This window comes from Halopseudomonas sp., from assembly GCF_036961105.1.
Lineage (GTDB): Bacteria > Pseudomonadota > Gammaproteobacteria > Pseudomonadales > Pseudomonadaceae > Halopseudomonas.
Genome location: NZ_JBALWW010000002.1, coordinates 349,667 through 363,972, shown reverse-complemented (window position 1 = coordinate 363,972; position 14,306 = coordinate 349,667). Strand labels below are relative to the sequence as shown.

The window sequence follows — 14,306 nt, the reverse complement described above, 5'->3', positions numbered from 1 at the left end:
CCGCACGACCAGCCGTGAAGGCTATCGGCATTATCAGTCTGATCCGGATCTATGTCGCAGTTGCCCCCTGCTGTCGCGCTGTACCAGCAATGCCAAGTGTCAGAAAACGATCACTCGGCATGTGTGGGAAGACTGCAAAGAACGTCAGGATGCCCACCGGCTGACGGAGTGGGGCAAGGCGGTGTACAAGCGAAGAAAGGAAACGGTGGAAAGGAGCTTTGCCGATGCCAAGGAGCTGCATCAGTATCGCTACGCGCGTTACCGTGGCCGAGACAAGGTGCAAGCGCAGTGTCTGCTCACGGCGGCTGCACAGAACATCAAGAAAATCGCTCTGATGGCGGCATGAGGGCTGTTTTTGCCCCACGCCTGCCGCTGTAAGGCGTGGAAATCCTCCAGTGGCCCGCTCACTCGCTTATATCGCGTTCATCTGATTCCGGATGGATAACGCGGACGAGGCTGGCAGAACCTATAAAAAACAAAACCCCATCCAAAATGGACGGGGTTTGTCAGCGATCTGAAAGGCGCCTCGGCGCCTTTTTTGTTGTCTGCTCACGCGTTGTTTTTATTCCAGTAACGCGGTACGCAGCTCTTCGGACAGCCCGTTTGGGCTAAGCCAGATTCCCAGGTAGGCATTGGCCAATTGCGGATCCTCGGACTCGAAGGTGATTTTCTCGTTGTGGCGCAGTACGAGTTTGCCTTGGTGGCGGGTCAGGCTGTAGCGATCACCGTCGCTGATGTCGCTGAGATTGGCGTGGAGCTGATCGATGCCAGGTTTCAGGCGCGCCAGCGTGAGTTCGTCATATTGTCGTTGCAGTGCGGTCCAGGCTGCCTTGATGACGTCCTCGCGACTGATCGAGCGGTAATAGTAAAGCTCGAGCCGCAGGCTCGCATCACTGCTCATCAATTGCGCAAGTTCGATATCGGCCGGCGCATAGAGTGCGGCGCTGTAAACATCGACAAAAAGATACTCCAGCAGGTGACTGTTGCGCAGCTGCAACACCTGGTTACCCTTTTCTGGCGTTACGCTTGCGGCGAAGGCTGCCTCGGCAAGGCGCTTTTCGCTGGCGAACAACGACGTGGAGAGCAGTAGGGCGCCAATCAGCGCCAGAGGTGATCGCAAGGGTGAAGGCATGGTTGTCTCCGTGGTGGCAACGCTGTGTTTCAGTCTAGCCCAAAGGCAGCGAAAATGGCCTCTGCAGGCCCATAGATTTGATTAATGTAGGCTATTTAAAACCTGAAAAAACCAAGGGCTTGAGTAGCAATGGCAGGGCAGGAACTTTATACTTAGCGGGATTTTTGATGGGGGTTTGTAGCTGCCTCGCCCTGATTCCGTGTCTGTTGCCAAGAGCCATTCCGCCAGAGCTTGTGGTGCTTCGCACCGGCAGCCCGCCCTTAAAGATTCCAAACTAGTGATTAGGCTATTCGTATGATAAAAATCAAACGGGGCTTGGATCTGCCAATCACCGGCTCACCCGAGCAGCGTATCGATGACGCCCGTCAGGTACGCAGTGTCGCAGTAGTAGGCTTCGATTACCACGGTATGAAGCCCACTATGGAAGTGCGCGAGGGAGACCGGGTCAAGCTGGGTCAGATCCTGTTCAGTGATAAAAAAACGCCTGGTGTCATGTTTACCGCGCCTGCCGCAGGTGTGGTCAGTGCGATCAATCGCGGTGAAAAGCGTGTGCTGCAATCGGTTGTTATCGACGTTGAAGGTGACGAGGCTGTTACCTTTGACGCCCATGGCGCCGATCAGTTGGGCTCGCTGGATCAGCAGGCAGTACGAGATCAGTTGATCGCTTCGGGACTCTGGACTGCCTTGCGCACCCGGCCCTACAGCAAGACACCCGCCATCGATGGCCAGCCCAGCTCCATCTTCGTCACGGCGATGGATACCAACCCGCTGGCTGCCGACCCCGCCGTTATTCTCAAGGAACATGCCGCCGAATTCGAAAGCGGCCTCAAGGTGCTCGCCCGTCTGGGCAAGGTCTGGCTGTGCAAGGCCGATGGCGCCAGTATTCCTGGCGAGTCAATCACTGGTGTGCGCACCGAAAGCTTCGCCGGTCCGCATCCTGCCGGGCTGCCGGGCACCCACATTCATCATCTTGATCCGGTCAGCGAAAGCAAAACCGTCTGGCAGATCAACTATCAGGACGTGATCGCCGTAGGCGTGCTCTTTACCCAGGGCAAGATCTGGACTGATCGCTACGTTGCTCTGGCTGGCCCTCAGGTCGAGAAGCCGCGTTTGCTGAAAACCCGTCTGGGTGCCAACCTCGAAGAGCTGACTGCAGGCGAGCTCACACCGGCGAATAACCGGGTCATCTCCGGTTCGGTCTTTGGGGGGCGCATGGCACGCGGTCCGGTTGCCTACCTGGGCCGCTTTCATTCGCAGGTTTCCGTGCTGGAAGAGGGTGATGATCGCCAGTTGCTGCATTACCTGCGCGCCGGGGTGAACAAGCACTCGGTTCTCAATATCTTTGTTTCCAAGCTGGCTCCATCGCGTCTGTTCAACTTTGATACCAGCACCAACGGTTCTCCGCGTGCCATGGTCCCGGTGGGCAATTACGAGATGGTCATGCCGCTGGATATCCTGCCTACGCAATTGCTGCGCTACCTGATTGTCGGTGATACCGAGATGGCACAGAAGCTGGGTTGCCTGGAGCTGGATGAAGAAGATCTGGCGCTGTGCAGCTACGTGTGTGCCGGCAAGTACGAATACGGCCCGATTCTGCGGGATAACCTGACTCGCATTGAGAAGGAGGGCTAAGTCATGGGTATACGCGCATTCCTCGACAAGATTGAACATAACTTCGAAAAGGGCGGCAAGCACGAAAAGTGGTATGCCCTCTACGAAGCGGTCGATACCTTCTTCTATCGCCCCGGCAGCGTCACCAGAACTACTGCCCACGTGCGTGACGGTCTCGATCTCAAGCGCATGATGATTACCGTATGGCTTTGTACCTTCCCGGTCATTTTCTATGGTATGTACAACATCGGTTATCAGGCCAACAGTATTTACGCGGGTAATGCGGACCTGCTGGCAGCCCAGGATAACTGGCGTATCGCGCTGATCTCGCTGTTTGCCGGCTTCAACCCCGACAGCTTGTGGGACAACCTGGTGCACGGCGCAGCCTACTTCCTGCCGGTGTACGCCGTGACCTTCCTGGTCGGCGGTTTCTGGGAAGTGCTGTTCGCCTCCATCCGCAAGCATGAAGTGAACGAGGGTTTCTTCGTCACCTCCATTCTGTTTGCCCTGATCGTACCGCCGAGCATTCCGCTGTGGCAGGTGGCGTTGGGTATCAGCTTTGGCGTTGTGATCGGCAAGGAAGTTTTCGGCGGTACTGGCAAGAACTTCCTCAACCCGGCGCTGACCGGTCGCGCGTTCCTGTTCTTCGCCTATCCGGCGCAGATGTCGGGTGACGCGGTGTGGACCGCAGTGGACGGTTTTGCCGGCGCAACCGCGCTGAGCATGGCGGCTTCCGGGGGGATCGAGCAGGTGGTTGCGCAGGGCATTACCTGGTGGGACGCCTTCTATGGCAACCTGCAGGGCTCAATGGGCGAAGTGTCCACCCTGGCCATCTTCATCGGTGGCGCCGTGTTGCTGATGACCAAGATTGCCAACTGGCGCATTGTCGCCGGTGTGATGGTCGGCATGATCGCTACCAGCATGCTGTTCAACGCTATCGGTTCCGAGACCAATCCCATGTTCTCCGTGCCCTGGTACTGGCACATGGTAGTTGGCGGATTTGCCTTCGGTATGATCTTCATGGCGACCGATCCGGTGTCTGCCTCCATGACCAATACCGGCAAATGGATTTTTGGCGCGCTGATCGGCCTGATGGTGATCCTCATTCGTGTGGTCAACCCGGCCTTCCCTGAAGGCATGATGCTGGCCATCCTGTTCGCCAACCTGTTTGCCCCGCTCATCGACCACTTTGTGGTTCAGGCCAACATCAAACGGAGGCTTGCACGCAATGTCCAGTAAGAAAGAATCCGTAGTCCGCACACTAACGGTCGCGCTGCTGGTCTGTCTGGTTTGCTCTGTGGTGGTTTCCGCTGCCGCGGTCGCACTCAAGCCAGTCCAGGTGACCAACCAGTTGCAGGACAAACAGCGCAATATTCTGCAGATCGCCGGTCTTTACAAGGAAGGCGTGAGCGTACAGGAGCAGTTCAAGCAGATCACTCCGCGTCTGGTAGACCTGCGCACCGGCGAGTTCAGCGATGCGACTGATCCACTGACCTATGATCAGCAGAAGGCGGCCAAGGATCCGGCAAGATCCGAGCGCGTCGATCCGCAGGCAGATATCGCCAGCATTCGTCGTCAGGCCTATTACTCTACTGTTTACGTCGTGGAAGACGAGCAGGGCGAAATTGAAACGCTGATTCTGCCCATTCACGGCTATGGTCTGTGGTCCACCCTGTACGGTTTCATGGCGCTGGAAAGTGACCTGAAGACCGTCGTGGGCCTGGGCTTCTATCAACACGCCGAGACTCCCGGTCTGGGCGGTGAGGTAGATAATCCGAACTGGAAGAGGCAGTGGACCGGCAAGGTGGTTTATGACGAATCCGGCGAGGTTGATATCAGCGTGGTCAAGGGTGGTGTCGACAGTAACAGTCCGAACGCCGAGCATCAGGTTGATGCACTGGCCGGCGCGACTCTGACCAGTCGGGGCGTGGAAAACCTGGTGCGTTATTGGCTGGGTGATGACGGCTTTGGCGAATTTCTCGAACATCTTCGCGCAGGGGAGGCATAATCATGGCTAAGCAAAGCGCCAAGCAGGTGCTCTTCGATCCCATTTTCAGCAACAACCCCATCGCGCTGCAGATTCTCGGTATCTGCTCCGCTCTGGCGGTTACCACCAGTCTGAATGTCACCCTGGTTATGTGTATTGCACTGACTTCGGTTACCGCGCTGTCCAACCTCTTTATCTCGGTAGTGCGCAATCAGATCCCCAGTTCTATCCGCATGATCGTGCAGATGGTGATCATTGCTTCCCTGGTGATCGTGGTGGACCAGGTGCTCAAGGCTTACGCCTACAGCATCAGCAAGCAGCTGTCGGTGTTTGTGGGTCTGATCATCACCAACTGTATCGTGATGGGGCGTGCAGAAGCCTTTGCCATGCAGAACCCTCCGCACATGAGTTTCCTCGATGGTATCGGCAACGGTCTGGGCTACAGCTTTATCCTGATCTGCGTTGCTACCGTGCGTGAACTTCTGGGTGCCGGCAGTCTGTTCGGCATCGAGATTCTGCCTGTGGTCAATGCCGGCGGCTGGTATCAGCCCAATGGGCTGTTGCTGTTGCCGCCTTCGGCATTCTTCATCATTGGCCTGATTATCTGGGGCCTGCGCTCCTGGAAGACCGATCAGGTTGAAGCGCCGGAGTTCAAGATGGCGCCGCAGACTCGCGCCATGAAGGAGGCTATGTAAGCCATGATTGAACATTACATAAGCCTGCTGGTGCGGGCGATCTTTGTCGAGAACATGGCGTTGGCCTTCTTTCTCGGAATGTGTACCTTCATTGCGATTTCCAAGAAGGTTCAGACGGCCATAGGCCTGGGCGTGGCGGTGGTTGTGGTACTGGCCATTACCACCCCGGCCAACAACCTGATCTACACCTATCTGCTGAAAGACGGCGCCTTGGCCTGGGCCGGTCTGCCGAATGTCGACCTCAGCTTTCTGGGTCTGCTCAGCTATATCGGCGTGATCGCTGCCATCGTGCAGATCCTCGAAATGCTGCTCGACAAGTTCGTGCCTGCGCTTTACAACGCCCTGGGCGTGTTTCTGCCACTGATTACCGTGAACTGCGCCATCATGGGTGCGTCGCTGTTCATGGTGGAGCGCGATTACGCCTTCGGTGAAAGTGTGGTCTATGGCGCCGGCGCTGGTATCGGCTGGGCTTTGGCGATCATTGCGCTGGCGGGTATCCGTGAAAAGCTCAAGTACAGCGATGTGCCTGATGGTCTGCGTGGTCTGGGCATTACCTTCATTACTGTGGGGCTGATGTCGCTGGGTTTCATGTCCTTTTCCGGCGTGCAACTGTAAAGAGGAGCTGTAACTGATGAACATGGAAATTTTTCTGGGCGTCGGAATGTTTACAGCCATCGTGTTGTCGCTGGTTGCTGTCATTCTGATTGCCCGCTCTAAGCTGGTCAGCAGCGGCGATGTCACCATTGAGGTCAATGGTGAGCGTACGGTCACCGTGGCCGCCGGCTCCAAGCTGTTGAACACCCTGTCTGCCAATGGCATTTTCCTGTCGTCTGCCTGCGGCGGCGGCGGGACCTGTGCCCAGTGCAAGTGCATCGTTGAAAGCGGCGGTGGCGAGATGTTGCCTACCGAGGAATCGCATTTCACCAAACGCGAAGCCAAGGAAGGCTGGCGGCTGTCGTGTCAGACGCCGGTCAAGCAGGACATGAAGATCGAAGTGCCGGAAGAGGTTTTCGGTGTCAAGAAGTGGGAATGCACCGTTGAGTCCAATCCCAACGTGGCAACCTTCATCAAGGAGCTGACGCTCAAATTGCCCGAAGGCGAGAACGTCGATTTCCGCGCTGGCGGTTATGTGCAGCTGGAATGCCCGCCGCACACTGTGGCCTACAAGGATTTTGATATTCAGCCCGAATTTCGTGGCGATTGGGACAAGTTCGACCTCTGGCGTTATGTCTCCAAGGTGGATGAAACCGTGATCCGCGCCTACTCCATGGCTAACTATCCGGAAGAGCGCGGGCTGGTGAAGTTCAACATCCGTGTGGCCTCACCGCCGCCCGGCCGTGATGATCTGCCACCTGGTCAGATGTCTTCGTGGGTTTTCAGCCTCAAGCCCGGCGACAAGGTTACCGTTTATGGTCCCTTTGGTGAGTTCTTTGCCAAGGATACTGATGCGGAGATGGTGTTTATCGGTGGCGGCGCAGGTATGGCCCCCATGCGCTCGCATATCTTCGACCAGCTCAAGCGCCTGAACTCCTCGCGCAAGATCACCTTCTGGTACGGTGCGCGCTCGCTGCGTGAAGCCTTCTATGTCGAGGAATACGACAAGCTGGCAGCCGAAAACGAGAACTTCCAGTGGCATCTGGCATTGTCTGACCCGCTACCGGAAGACAACTGGGAAGGACCTACCGGCTTTATTCACAATGTGCTGCTGGAAAACTATCTGAAGGATCATCCGGCGCCAGAGGACTGTGAATACTACATGTGTGGGCCACCGATGATGAACGCCTCGGTCATCAAGATGCTGCAGGACCTGGGAGTCGAGCCCGAGAATATTCTGCTCGACGACTTTGGCGGCTGATATGCGCTTTGGCTTCCACCGGCCCGTTATCGCTGTTGCTCTGGCAACAGCCCTAACGGGCTGTTTCAATTCTGTGGACCCGGTTTCGGAGATGTATGGGGCCACCATGGGCAGTACCTACTCGATCAAGTGGGTGCCGTCCGAACAATCGCCTGAACCAGAGGTTCTGCAGCAGGATATCGAAGGCATGTTTGCGCGTTTCGACCAGGAAGTGTCGAACTGGCGCAGTGATTCGGATCTGGCCCGGTTCAACGAGGCTGCCGCCGGTAGCTGCATGGCGATGCCAAAATCAGTGATCGACATGGTGAAGCTGACCGAGCAACTGTATACCGATAGCGAAGGTTCCTTCGATATTACAGTGGCGCCCTTGCTCGAGTTGTGGGGCTTCCATGGCGGTGAGGAACACCAGGCGCCGCATCCGGAGCAGTTGCAGCAGGCAATGTTGCGCGTGGGACAGCAGCATTTACATATTCGCGACGATGGCCAGCTGTGCAAGGATGTAGCGCTGTCGCTGGACCTCAGCAGTCTGGCAGCCGGCTACATGATCGATCGGGTGGTGGAACGGCTGGCTAGCTACGGCGTCACAAATTATATGGTTGAAATCACCGGCGAGCTCAAGGCGGCGGGGCGTAAACCGGGTAACAGGCCGTGGCGCATCGCGATCGAGGAGCCGCGTGACGATGAGCGGGTAGCGCAGATGATACTCGCGCTCGACGGCGAAGGGGTTTCCACCTCAGGCGATTATCGCAACTATTATGAGGTCGATGGCCAGCGTTTCTCCCATACCTTCGACGCACGCTCCGGCCACCCGGTGATGCACAAGCTGGCGGCGGTAACCGTGCTGGATGAGACCGCCGCCGAGGCGGATGCGCTATCCACCCTGCTGATGATCATGGGTGAAGAGCGCGGTTGGGATTACGCCATAGCGCACGACATTCCAGCTTTTTTTGTCATTCGTGAAGGGGAGGCCTTTGTATCCAGAGGCACCCCGCCCTTTAACGCTCTGGCACAGAGCGAGGAGTAAACCATGGTTTGGCTTCTGGTATTCCCCCTGATGCTGTTGATAGTGGCAGGCATGGCGGTAGGTGTAATGATGGGCCGCAAGCCGATTGCCGGCTCTTGCGGCGGTATTGGTGCAACCGGGCTCGACAAGTCCTGCGGTATTTGCGGTGGTGACACCAGCAAGTGTGAAGAGGCAACCGCCAATGCCGGGGTTACCCCGCGCAGTGAGGAGTTTGAGCTGGCGCGGGACGCCACCAAAGTCGACTAGGGAGCCGCTGACGGTTGTGCCACCCTGTTTACCCGTGAGATGAGGAAGCGACTGAATGGCTGTATACAACTACGATGTAGTAGTACTGGGTTCCGGCCCCGCGGGTGAAGGGGCGGCGATGAACGCCGCCAAGCATGGCCGCAAGGTGGCCGTGGTGGAGGAGCGCAAGGAAGTAGGTGGCAACTGCACTCACCTGGGTACCATTCCGTCCAAGGCACTACGTTATTCGGTCAAACAGATCATTCAGTTCAATACCAATCCGATGTTTCGCGCCATTGGTGATCCCCGCTGGTTCCCCTTTCCGGATGTGCTGAAGAGCGCCGAAAAGGTGATGGCGAAGCAGGTGGCTTCACGTACCAGCTACTACGCGCGTAACCGGGTAGATGTGTTCTTCGGCAAGGGCAGCTTCGCCGATGAGCACACCATTGAATTGGTGAACAACACTGGAGTGGTGGAAAAACTCATTGCCAAGGAAGTCATAGTCGCTACCGGCTCCCGGCCGTATCGCCCTGCTGACGTCAACTTCAGCCATCCGCGAATCTATGACAGTGACACCATTTTGAGCCTCAACCACACCCCGCGTACGCTCATCATCTATGGGGCAGGGGTTATTGGCTGCGAATACGCGTCCATCTTCTGTGGTCTGGGGGTGAAGGTTGATCTGATCGATAACCGGGAGCGCTTGCTCAGCTTTCTGGATGACGAAATCTCCGATGCGCTGAGCTATCACCTGCGCAACAACAGTGTGCTCATCCGGCACAACGAAGAATACGAAAAGATCGAAGGTACCGATAATCGCGGGGTGGTACTGCATCTCAAGTCCGGCAAGAGGCTCAAGGCTGATGCGCTGTTGTGGTGTAACGGTCGCACCGGCAATACCGATAGCCTGGGGCTGGAAAATGTCGGTTTGCATCCCAACGGGCGTGGTCAACTGAGCGTGGATGAGAATTACCGTACGGCGGTGCCGAATATCTACGCGGTGGGCGATGTGATTGGCTGGCCCAGCCTGGCCAGCGCCGCCTTTGATCAGGGCCGTTCGGCCGCCGGTAACATTGTCAGCAACGATGCCTGGCGTTTTGTGGATGATGTGCCAACGGGCATTTACACCATTCCAGAGATCAGTTCGCTGGGCAAGACTGAGCAGGAACTGACCAACGAGAAAGTACCTTACGAAATTGGTCAGGCGTTTTTCAAGAACATGGCCCGCGCCCAGATCAGTGGCGAGCCGGTGGGGATGCTGAAAATCCTGTTTCACCGCGAGACGCTGGAAGTCCTGGGTATCCACTGCTTTGGCGACCAGGCTTCCGAGATTGTCCACATCGGTCAGGCGATCATGAACCAGAAGGACGAATCAAATAGTATCAACTATTTCGTCAACACCACTTTCAACTATCCCACCATGGCCGAGGCTTATCGTGTCGCGGCGCTGGACGGCCTTAATCGGCTGTTCTGAGGCAAGGCCAAGGCGCCTTTGTCAGGCGTTTGAATGCAGCAGCTGCATGGCTCGCAGCGGGTAGTCGGTAATCAGGCTGTCTACCCCCATGTCTGCCAGTTGGCGCAGTCGCTGAGGTTCATTGACCGTCCATACCGAAACATGCAGCCCAGCTTGCTGCGCCTGCCTCAGGCGCTGCGGCGTACACAGCTTCCAGTTCAGGATCAGGTAGTGGCAGGCATAACGCTGCGCCGCCTTGATCGGATCCAGCAACCCGTACTCTTCAACCAGCCCGGTCGGCAGCGCAAAATCCGATGCCTTGGCGCACTTGAGCAAGGTGCGGCTGCTTGAGGTCAGCACTACCTTGTCTTGCAGTTCGAAGCGATCCACCAGTGCCTGTACCGCGTTCAAAACAATCCGTGATTGTCGTTCCGAACCGCTCTTTACTTCCAACTGGTAATGCTCGAATTGGGGGAAGTGACTGAAAAGCTGTTCGAGACTGGGAATAGGGCAGCTATCCGGCCAACCCGGCAAACCCAGACGCGCGTCTAGCTGCATCAAATCAGCGGCCAGATGCTGCGCTACCTTGCCGCGGCGGCCGGTGGTGCGCTTCAAGCCTGGATCGTGGATGACCATCAGTTGCTGGTCGGCAGATAGATGCAGATCGAGTTCTACCCGGGTGACACCAGCGTCCAGCGCTTTTTGAAAGCTCGCCAGGGTATTTTCCGGAGCTTCGCCACGGGCACCGCGGTGACCATAAATCAGCGGCATCGAGTCAGGGCGCCTTGGGCGTGTGCTGACGCACACTGTCGATCACGTGACTGTACTCGAAGTACACACTGAAGCCGTTATAGTCCCAGCGGGTGATCGGTGGTTGCCCCACAGCGGCATGCCGCTTGACGGGTTCGCCCCAGCCGCGCGCTACGGTGTCTTGGCTGGCGCCGCGCTGGGGCAGCGAGCTTGTTGGGGTGCTGCTGCTGGTCTGTTCACCTACCGGGATGGCCAGGGTATCAGCCTGTAGCAGGGCGGGTGAGAACAGGACGCTGGTCAGTAACAGGGGGCGAATCAGGGCTTTCATGACGGGGTCCTTTCGGTCGATTTGGCGGCGCGTATTTCCTGCGCCTGTTTTTGCAGTATATGCCGCGCCAGAAGCTGGCGCTGGGCTTCGTTGAGTGCATCGAAATTGACGCCGAGGGTCCAGCCTGTGCCGGCCGGATTGGGGTCGCAGCGCACCACGCGTGCTGGCACGGCCAGGCCGAGGGGGGCAGGCAACAGTATCATGCGTATCGCCAGCCAGGAGTCTGGTGGATACGGCTCGGGCGATTCGAACGACATGCCGCCCTCACTCACGATCACATCTACTGGGCTGCCGAAATCGCCGGATAGCTCTACGGCCAGAGTCTTGCCCAGCAGCTCTATGCGTTTGTTGATGATCTTGAGGTACTGCGCCAGCGCGCGATCGCGTTCGGATATCTGCCGCAACAGGTGCTGCGACTCGTAGTCCAGCATGTGCATATCGCTGAGCAGGTCGAACAGGGTGCTGTGCTGAGTGCCAAGATCAGCGTCAGGCCCATCGATGGGCTTGAAGTCCAACGCCATTTGATCCTGGATGCGAAAGAACTCACGCTTGTCTTCATTGTCTGTTTGCATGACAAATCTCGTATGGCGCCCCAAAGTCTGTCGCAGCAGACTCTGGTAACGCTGACCAAGTGCTCAAGTGCTGCCGTTCAGTGTAACATGTCGATCAAAATTCACCGGCTGAGCCCGGCTTATAAGGTAACCTGCTTTTCATGTTCAGACCCTTACCCTTCTTTATCGGGCTGCGGTACACACGCGCCAAACGCCGCAATCACTTCATTTCCTTCATCTCGCTGATTTCCATGCTGGGGCTGACCCTGGGCGTGATGGTGATGATTCTGGTGCTATCGGTCATGAATGGCTTTGACCGCGAGCTGCGCACCCGCATTCTCGGCATGGTGCCGCACGCCACCATCAACGGTTACCAGCCAATCAGCGATTGGCAAGCGCTCTCCAAGCAACTGATAGCTAACCCAAAGGTGGTGGCGACTGCGCCCTTCATCCAGTTGCAGGGCATGCTCACGCACGACGGCAGTGTCGCGCCTGTGCTGGTCACGGGTGTACAGCCTGAGGCGGAAAAGACCGTCTCCATTATCGAAAACCATATGCAGAGCGGGTCGCTGGATAGTCTGGTAGAGGGTGAGTTTGGAATCGTCATCGGTGAGCTGATCGCCAAACGTTTCAACGTCGAGGTCGGCGACAAGCTGACCTTCGTGCTGCCCGAAGCTTCGGTGACTCCGGCCGGTGTATTTCCGCGGCTCAAGCGCTTTACGGTCGCAGGTGTGTTCAAAGTGGGTGCGGAGCTGGATGGCTCGCTGGCAATGATCCATGTGGCCGATGCGGCCAAACTCAGCCGCTGGCAGCCTGGTCAGGTGCAGGGCGTGCGTATCAAGCTGGACAATCTGTTTGAGGCGCCCAAGGTTGCCTGGGATATCGTCAGCCAACTGCCGGGCGACTATTACGCGCAGGACTGGACGCGCACTCACGGTAATCTCTTTGCGGCGATCAAGATGGAAAAAACCATGATTGGTCTGCTGTTGATGCTGATAGTGGCGGTCGCTGCGTTCAACATCATTTCTACCCTGGTCATGGTGGTCACCGACAAGAAAGCGGATATCGCTATTCTGCGTACGCTGGGTGCTACTCCCATGTCGATCATGGGCATCTTCATGGTGCAGGGATCGGTGATCGGTGTGGTGGGAACGCTGAGCGGTTGTGTGCTCGGTGTACTGGCGGCGTTGAATGTCTCGCAGCTGGTGTCCTGGCTGGAGCAGGTGCTGGGCATTCAGTTTCTCAGCTCGGATGTGTACTTCATCAGCTACCTGCCCTCGCAACTGATCTGGAGTGATGTCTTTATTATTTGCGGCGCAGCGCTCAGTCTGAGCTTTCTGGCCACGCTGTATCCCGCCTGGCGGGCATCACGAACCGAGCCGGCGGAGGCCCTGCGTTATGACTGATATCGTTCTTGAGTGTCGTAATCTGAGCAAGGAATACGCGGTGGGTCCGCAGCGCCTGCGGGTGCTGGATCAGGTGCACTTCTCCCTGCACCGGGGCGAGCGCATTGCCATCGTGGGCAGTTCCGGTTCCGGCAAGACCACCTTGCTGAACATGCTGGGTGGGCTGGATACGCCTTCCGAGGGCGAGGTATGGCTGGCCGGGCAGCAGCTGTCTTCCATGCAGGAAACCCAGCGCGGACGACTACGCAACGCCGATCTGGGCTTTGTTTATCAGTTCCACCATCTGCTGCCGGAGTTCAGTGCGCTGGAGAATGTATGCATGCCACTGTTGATCGGCAAGACTCCGATTGCCCAGGCGCGCAAGCGGGCGACAGCCATGCTTGAGCGGGTGGGGCTGGCGGAGCGGGTGACGCATAAGCCGGCCGAACTGTCCGGCGGTGAGCGTCAAAGAGTGGCAATTGCCCGCGCCTTGATCAATGAGCCTGCCTGCGTACTGCTGGATGAGCCGACTGGCAATCTGGACCAACACACCGCCGAAAGCATTCAGCAACTGATGCTTGAGCTCAGCCAGACCTTGCGCACGGCCTTTCTGGTAGTGACCCACGATCTGACGTTGGCGGGGCGCATGGACCGCGTCTTTACCTTGAAAACCGGGCAGCTCTGCGAGCAGGTTTGATCAGGATTGGTGACGGCGTCGCATTTTGCGCCGTTGCCAGTTGCGCGACACCCAGAGTCGCCAATACAACATGGTCAGGCAGTAGCCCAGCGCCGCCATCACGGTAGCCACCAGCACCGATCCCAGCAGCAGTGGCTGCCAGATGTGATGCAGTTCGGCCATCAACCAGGTCACCGACAACTCCATCGGCATGCTGCGCTCGGGTGCGCCCAGCAATAACGTGCCTACCTTGTACTGGGCGTAGAAGATCGGCGGCATGGTGACCGGGTTGGTCAGCCAGACCAGACTGACCGAGATCGGCAGATTGGCACGCACCAGCACTGCTACCGCAGCGGCCAGCAGCATTTGCAAGGGAATCGGGATCAACGCAACAAACAGGCCCACTGCCATTGCCCGCGCAACGCTGTGGCGGTTGAGGTGCCATAAATTCGGATCGTGCAGCAGATCGCCCATGAACCGCAGGGACTTGCTGCCTTTGATTCGATCCGGATGAGGCATCAGGCGTTTAAATAGACGGCGAGGCATCGCAGGGTTTCGGCTACTGTGGCGTGCGCCAATTATGCATGGAATGTCAGACGGGCACTACTGCCTGGCAGCATAGTCGATTACAGGA

The 14,306-nt window shown here is 57.4% G+C and carries 17 protein-coding genes; 12 read left to right on the top strand and 5 right to left on the bottom strand.

Translation table 11 applies throughout. The features are described from left to right. The coding region (locus V7756_RS04510; protein ID WP_335608945.1) for a transposase at positions 1-346 on the top strand (346 nt) is incomplete at its 5' end. Positions 347-562: 216 nt separating this feature from the next. On the opposite strand, the gene V7756_RS04505 is transcribed toward V7756_RS04510, so the two are convergent. Further along, positions 563-1,132 carry a chalcone isomerase family protein gene (locus V7756_RS04505; protein ID WP_335608944.1) on the bottom strand — a complete coding sequence of 190 codons (570 nt, stop codon included), beginning with the start codon at positions 1,130-1,132 and terminating at the stop codon, positions 563-565. A gap of 294 nt (positions 1,133-1,426) precedes the next feature. Here V7756_RS04505 and V7756_RS04500 point away from each other — a divergent pair, with 294 nt between their 5' ends. Genes V7756_RS04500 through sthA form a run of 9 tightly spaced genes read left to right on the top strand, consistent with a single transcriptional unit; the run spans position 1,427 to position 10,003 of the window. Further along, positions 1,427-2,764, top strand: coding sequence for a Na(+)-translocating NADH-quinone reductase subunit A (locus V7756_RS04500; protein ID WP_335608943.1), 1,338 nt, complete (start codon positions 1,427-1,429; stop codon positions 2,762-2,764). A 3-nt stretch (positions 2,765-2,767) separates the two neighbouring features. Continuing rightward, positions 2,768-3,982 (top strand): NADH:ubiquinone reductase (Na(+)-transporting) subunit B, encoded by a 1,215-nt coding sequence (locus V7756_RS04495; RefSeq protein WP_335608942.1) that lies wholly within the window; start codon positions 2,768-2,770, stop codon positions 3,980-3,982. After that, complete coding sequence (locus tag V7756_RS04490; RefSeq protein ID WP_335608941.1) at positions 3,972-4,751, top strand: Na(+)-translocating NADH-quinone reductase subunit C; 780 nt, start codon at positions 3,972-3,974, stop codon at positions 4,749-4,751. The genes V7756_RS04495 and V7756_RS04490 overlap by 11 nt, the downstream gene beginning before the upstream one ends. Positions 4,752-4,753: 2 nt before the next feature. After that, positions 4,754-5,425 (top strand): NADH:ubiquinone reductase (Na(+)-transporting) subunit D, encoded by a 672-nt coding sequence (locus V7756_RS04485; RefSeq protein ID WP_442908949.1) that lies wholly within the window; start codon positions 4,754-4,756, stop codon positions 5,423-5,425. A gap of 6 nt (positions 5,426-5,431) precedes the next feature. Then, positions 5,432-6,040, top strand: a complete 609-nt coding sequence (gene nqrE / locus V7756_RS04480) for an NADH:ubiquinone reductase (Na(+)-transporting) subunit E (RefSeq protein ID WP_123889904.1) — start codon at positions 5,432-5,434, stop codon at positions 6,038-6,040. Between the two features lie 13 nt (positions 6,041-6,053). Further along, on the top strand, positions 6,054-7,280 hold the full coding sequence (gene nqrF, locus V7756_RS04475) for an NADH:ubiquinone reductase (Na(+)-transporting) subunit F (RefSeq protein ID WP_335608962.1): 1,227 nt from the start codon (positions 6,054-6,056) through the stop codon (positions 7,278-7,280). Between the two features lies 1 nt (position 7,281). Then, positions 7,282-8,304: an FAD:protein FMN transferase gene (locus V7756_RS04470; RefSeq protein ID WP_442908948.1), complete on the top strand. Its 1,023-nt coding sequence runs from the start codon at positions 7,282-7,284 to the stop codon at positions 8,302-8,304. 3 nt (positions 8,305-8,307) lie between these two features. Then, positions 8,308-8,550: a (Na+)-NQR maturation NqrM gene (nqrM, locus tag V7756_RS04465; protein WP_335608939.1), complete on the top strand. Its 243-nt coding sequence runs from the start codon at positions 8,308-8,310 to the stop codon at positions 8,548-8,550. Positions 8,551-8,605: 55 nt separating this feature from the next. Further along, on the top strand, positions 8,606-10,003 hold the full coding sequence (sthA, locus tag V7756_RS04460; RefSeq protein WP_335608937.1) for a Si-specific NAD(P)(+) transhydrogenase: 1,398 nt from the start codon (positions 8,606-8,608) through the stop codon (positions 10,001-10,003). 21 nt (positions 10,004-10,024) lie between these two features. On the opposite strand, the gene V7756_RS04455 is transcribed toward sthA, so the two are convergent. From V7756_RS04455 to V7756_RS04445, 3 genes are read right to left on the bottom strand one after another with little or no spacing between them, the layout of a single operon-like run. Then, positions 10,025-10,753, bottom strand: coding sequence for a glycerophosphodiester phosphodiesterase (locus V7756_RS04455; RefSeq protein ID WP_335608936.1), 729 nt, complete (start codon positions 10,751-10,753; stop codon positions 10,025-10,027). Between the two features lie 4 nt (positions 10,754-10,757). Continuing rightward, a complete protein-coding gene (locus V7756_RS04450) occupies positions 10,758-11,051 on the bottom strand; it encodes a phosphodiesterase (RefSeq protein ID WP_335608961.1) in 294 nt (97 codons plus the stop codon). A 5-nt stretch (positions 11,052-11,056) separates the two neighbouring features. Continuing rightward, a complete protein-coding gene (locus tag V7756_RS04445) occupies positions 11,057-11,632 on the bottom strand; it encodes a PilZ domain-containing protein (protein WP_335608935.1) in 576 nt (191 codons plus the stop codon). A gap of 140 nt (positions 11,633-11,772) precedes the next feature. On the opposite strand from V7756_RS04445, the gene V7756_RS04440 reads away from it, so the two are divergent. Beyond that, positions 11,773-13,017 (top strand): lipoprotein-releasing ABC transporter permease subunit, encoded by a 1,245-nt coding sequence (locus V7756_RS04440; protein ID WP_335608934.1) that lies wholly within the window; start codon positions 11,773-11,775, stop codon positions 13,015-13,017. Continuing rightward, the gene (gene lolD, locus V7756_RS04435; RefSeq protein WP_335608933.1) at positions 13,010-13,693 is read left to right on the top strand and encodes a lipoprotein-releasing ABC transporter ATP-binding protein LolD; all 684 of its coding nucleotides are present in this window, start codon (positions 13,010-13,012) and stop codon (positions 13,691-13,693) included. The genes V7756_RS04440 and lolD overlap by 8 nt, the downstream gene beginning before the upstream one ends. Here lolD and V7756_RS04430 read toward each other — a convergent pair whose 3' ends face one another. Beyond that, on the bottom strand, positions 13,694-14,218 hold the full coding sequence (locus V7756_RS04430; protein ID WP_335608932.1) for a DUF2062 domain-containing protein: 525 nt from the start codon (positions 14,216-14,218) through the stop codon (positions 13,694-13,696). It abuts the gene before it with no gap. Between the last annotated feature and the right edge of the window lie 88 nt (positions 14,219-14,306).

Excerpts from the sequence above, each read along its gene's own strand:
- V7756_RS04505 (WP_335608944.1), bottom strand. The coding sequence starts at position 1,132 with ATGCCTTCACCCTTGCGATCACCTCTGGCGCTGATTGGCGCCCTACTG.
- V7756_RS04500 (WP_335608943.1), top strand. The coding sequence starts at position 1,427 with ATGATAAAAATCAAACGGGGCTTGGATCTGCCAATCACCGGCTCACCC.
- V7756_RS04495 (WP_335608942.1), top strand. The coding sequence starts at position 2,768 with ATGGGTATACGCGCATTCCTCGACAAGATTGAACATAACTTCGAAAAG.
- V7756_RS04490 (WP_335608941.1), top strand. The coding sequence starts at position 3,972 with ATGTCCAGTAAGAAAGAATCCGTAGTCCGCACACTAACGGTCGCGCTG.
- V7756_RS04485 (WP_442908949.1), top strand. The coding sequence starts at position 4,754 with ATGGCTAAGCAAAGCGCCAAGCAGGTGCTCTTCGATCCCATTTTCAGC.
- V7756_RS04470 (WP_442908948.1), top strand. The coding sequence starts at position 7,282 with ATGCGCTTTGGCTTCCACCGGCCCGTTATCGCTGTTGCTCTGGCAACA.
- nqrM (WP_335608939.1), top strand. The coding sequence starts at position 8,308 with ATGGTTTGGCTTCTGGTATTCCCCCTGATGCTGTTGATAGTGGCAGGC.
- sthA (WP_335608937.1), top strand. The coding sequence starts at position 8,606 with ATGGCTGTATACAACTACGATGTAGTAGTACTGGGTTCCGGCCCCGCG.
- V7756_RS04455 (WP_335608936.1), bottom strand. The coding sequence starts at position 10,753 with ATGCCGCTGATTTATGGTCACCGCGGTGCCCGTGGCGAAGCTCCGGAA.
- V7756_RS04445 (WP_335608935.1), bottom strand. The coding sequence starts at position 11,632 with ATGCAAACAGACAATGAAGACAAGCGTGAGTTCTTTCGCATCCAGGAT.
- V7756_RS04440 (WP_335608934.1), top strand. The coding sequence starts at position 11,773 with ATGTTCAGACCCTTACCCTTCTTTATCGGGCTGCGGTACACACGCGCC.
- lolD (WP_335608933.1), top strand. The coding sequence starts at position 13,010 with ATGACTGATATCGTTCTTGAGTGTCGTAATCTGAGCAAGGAATACGCG.
- V7756_RS04430 (WP_335608932.1), bottom strand. The coding sequence starts at position 14,218 with ATGCCTCGCCGTCTATTTAAACGCCTGATGCCTCATCCGGATCGAATC.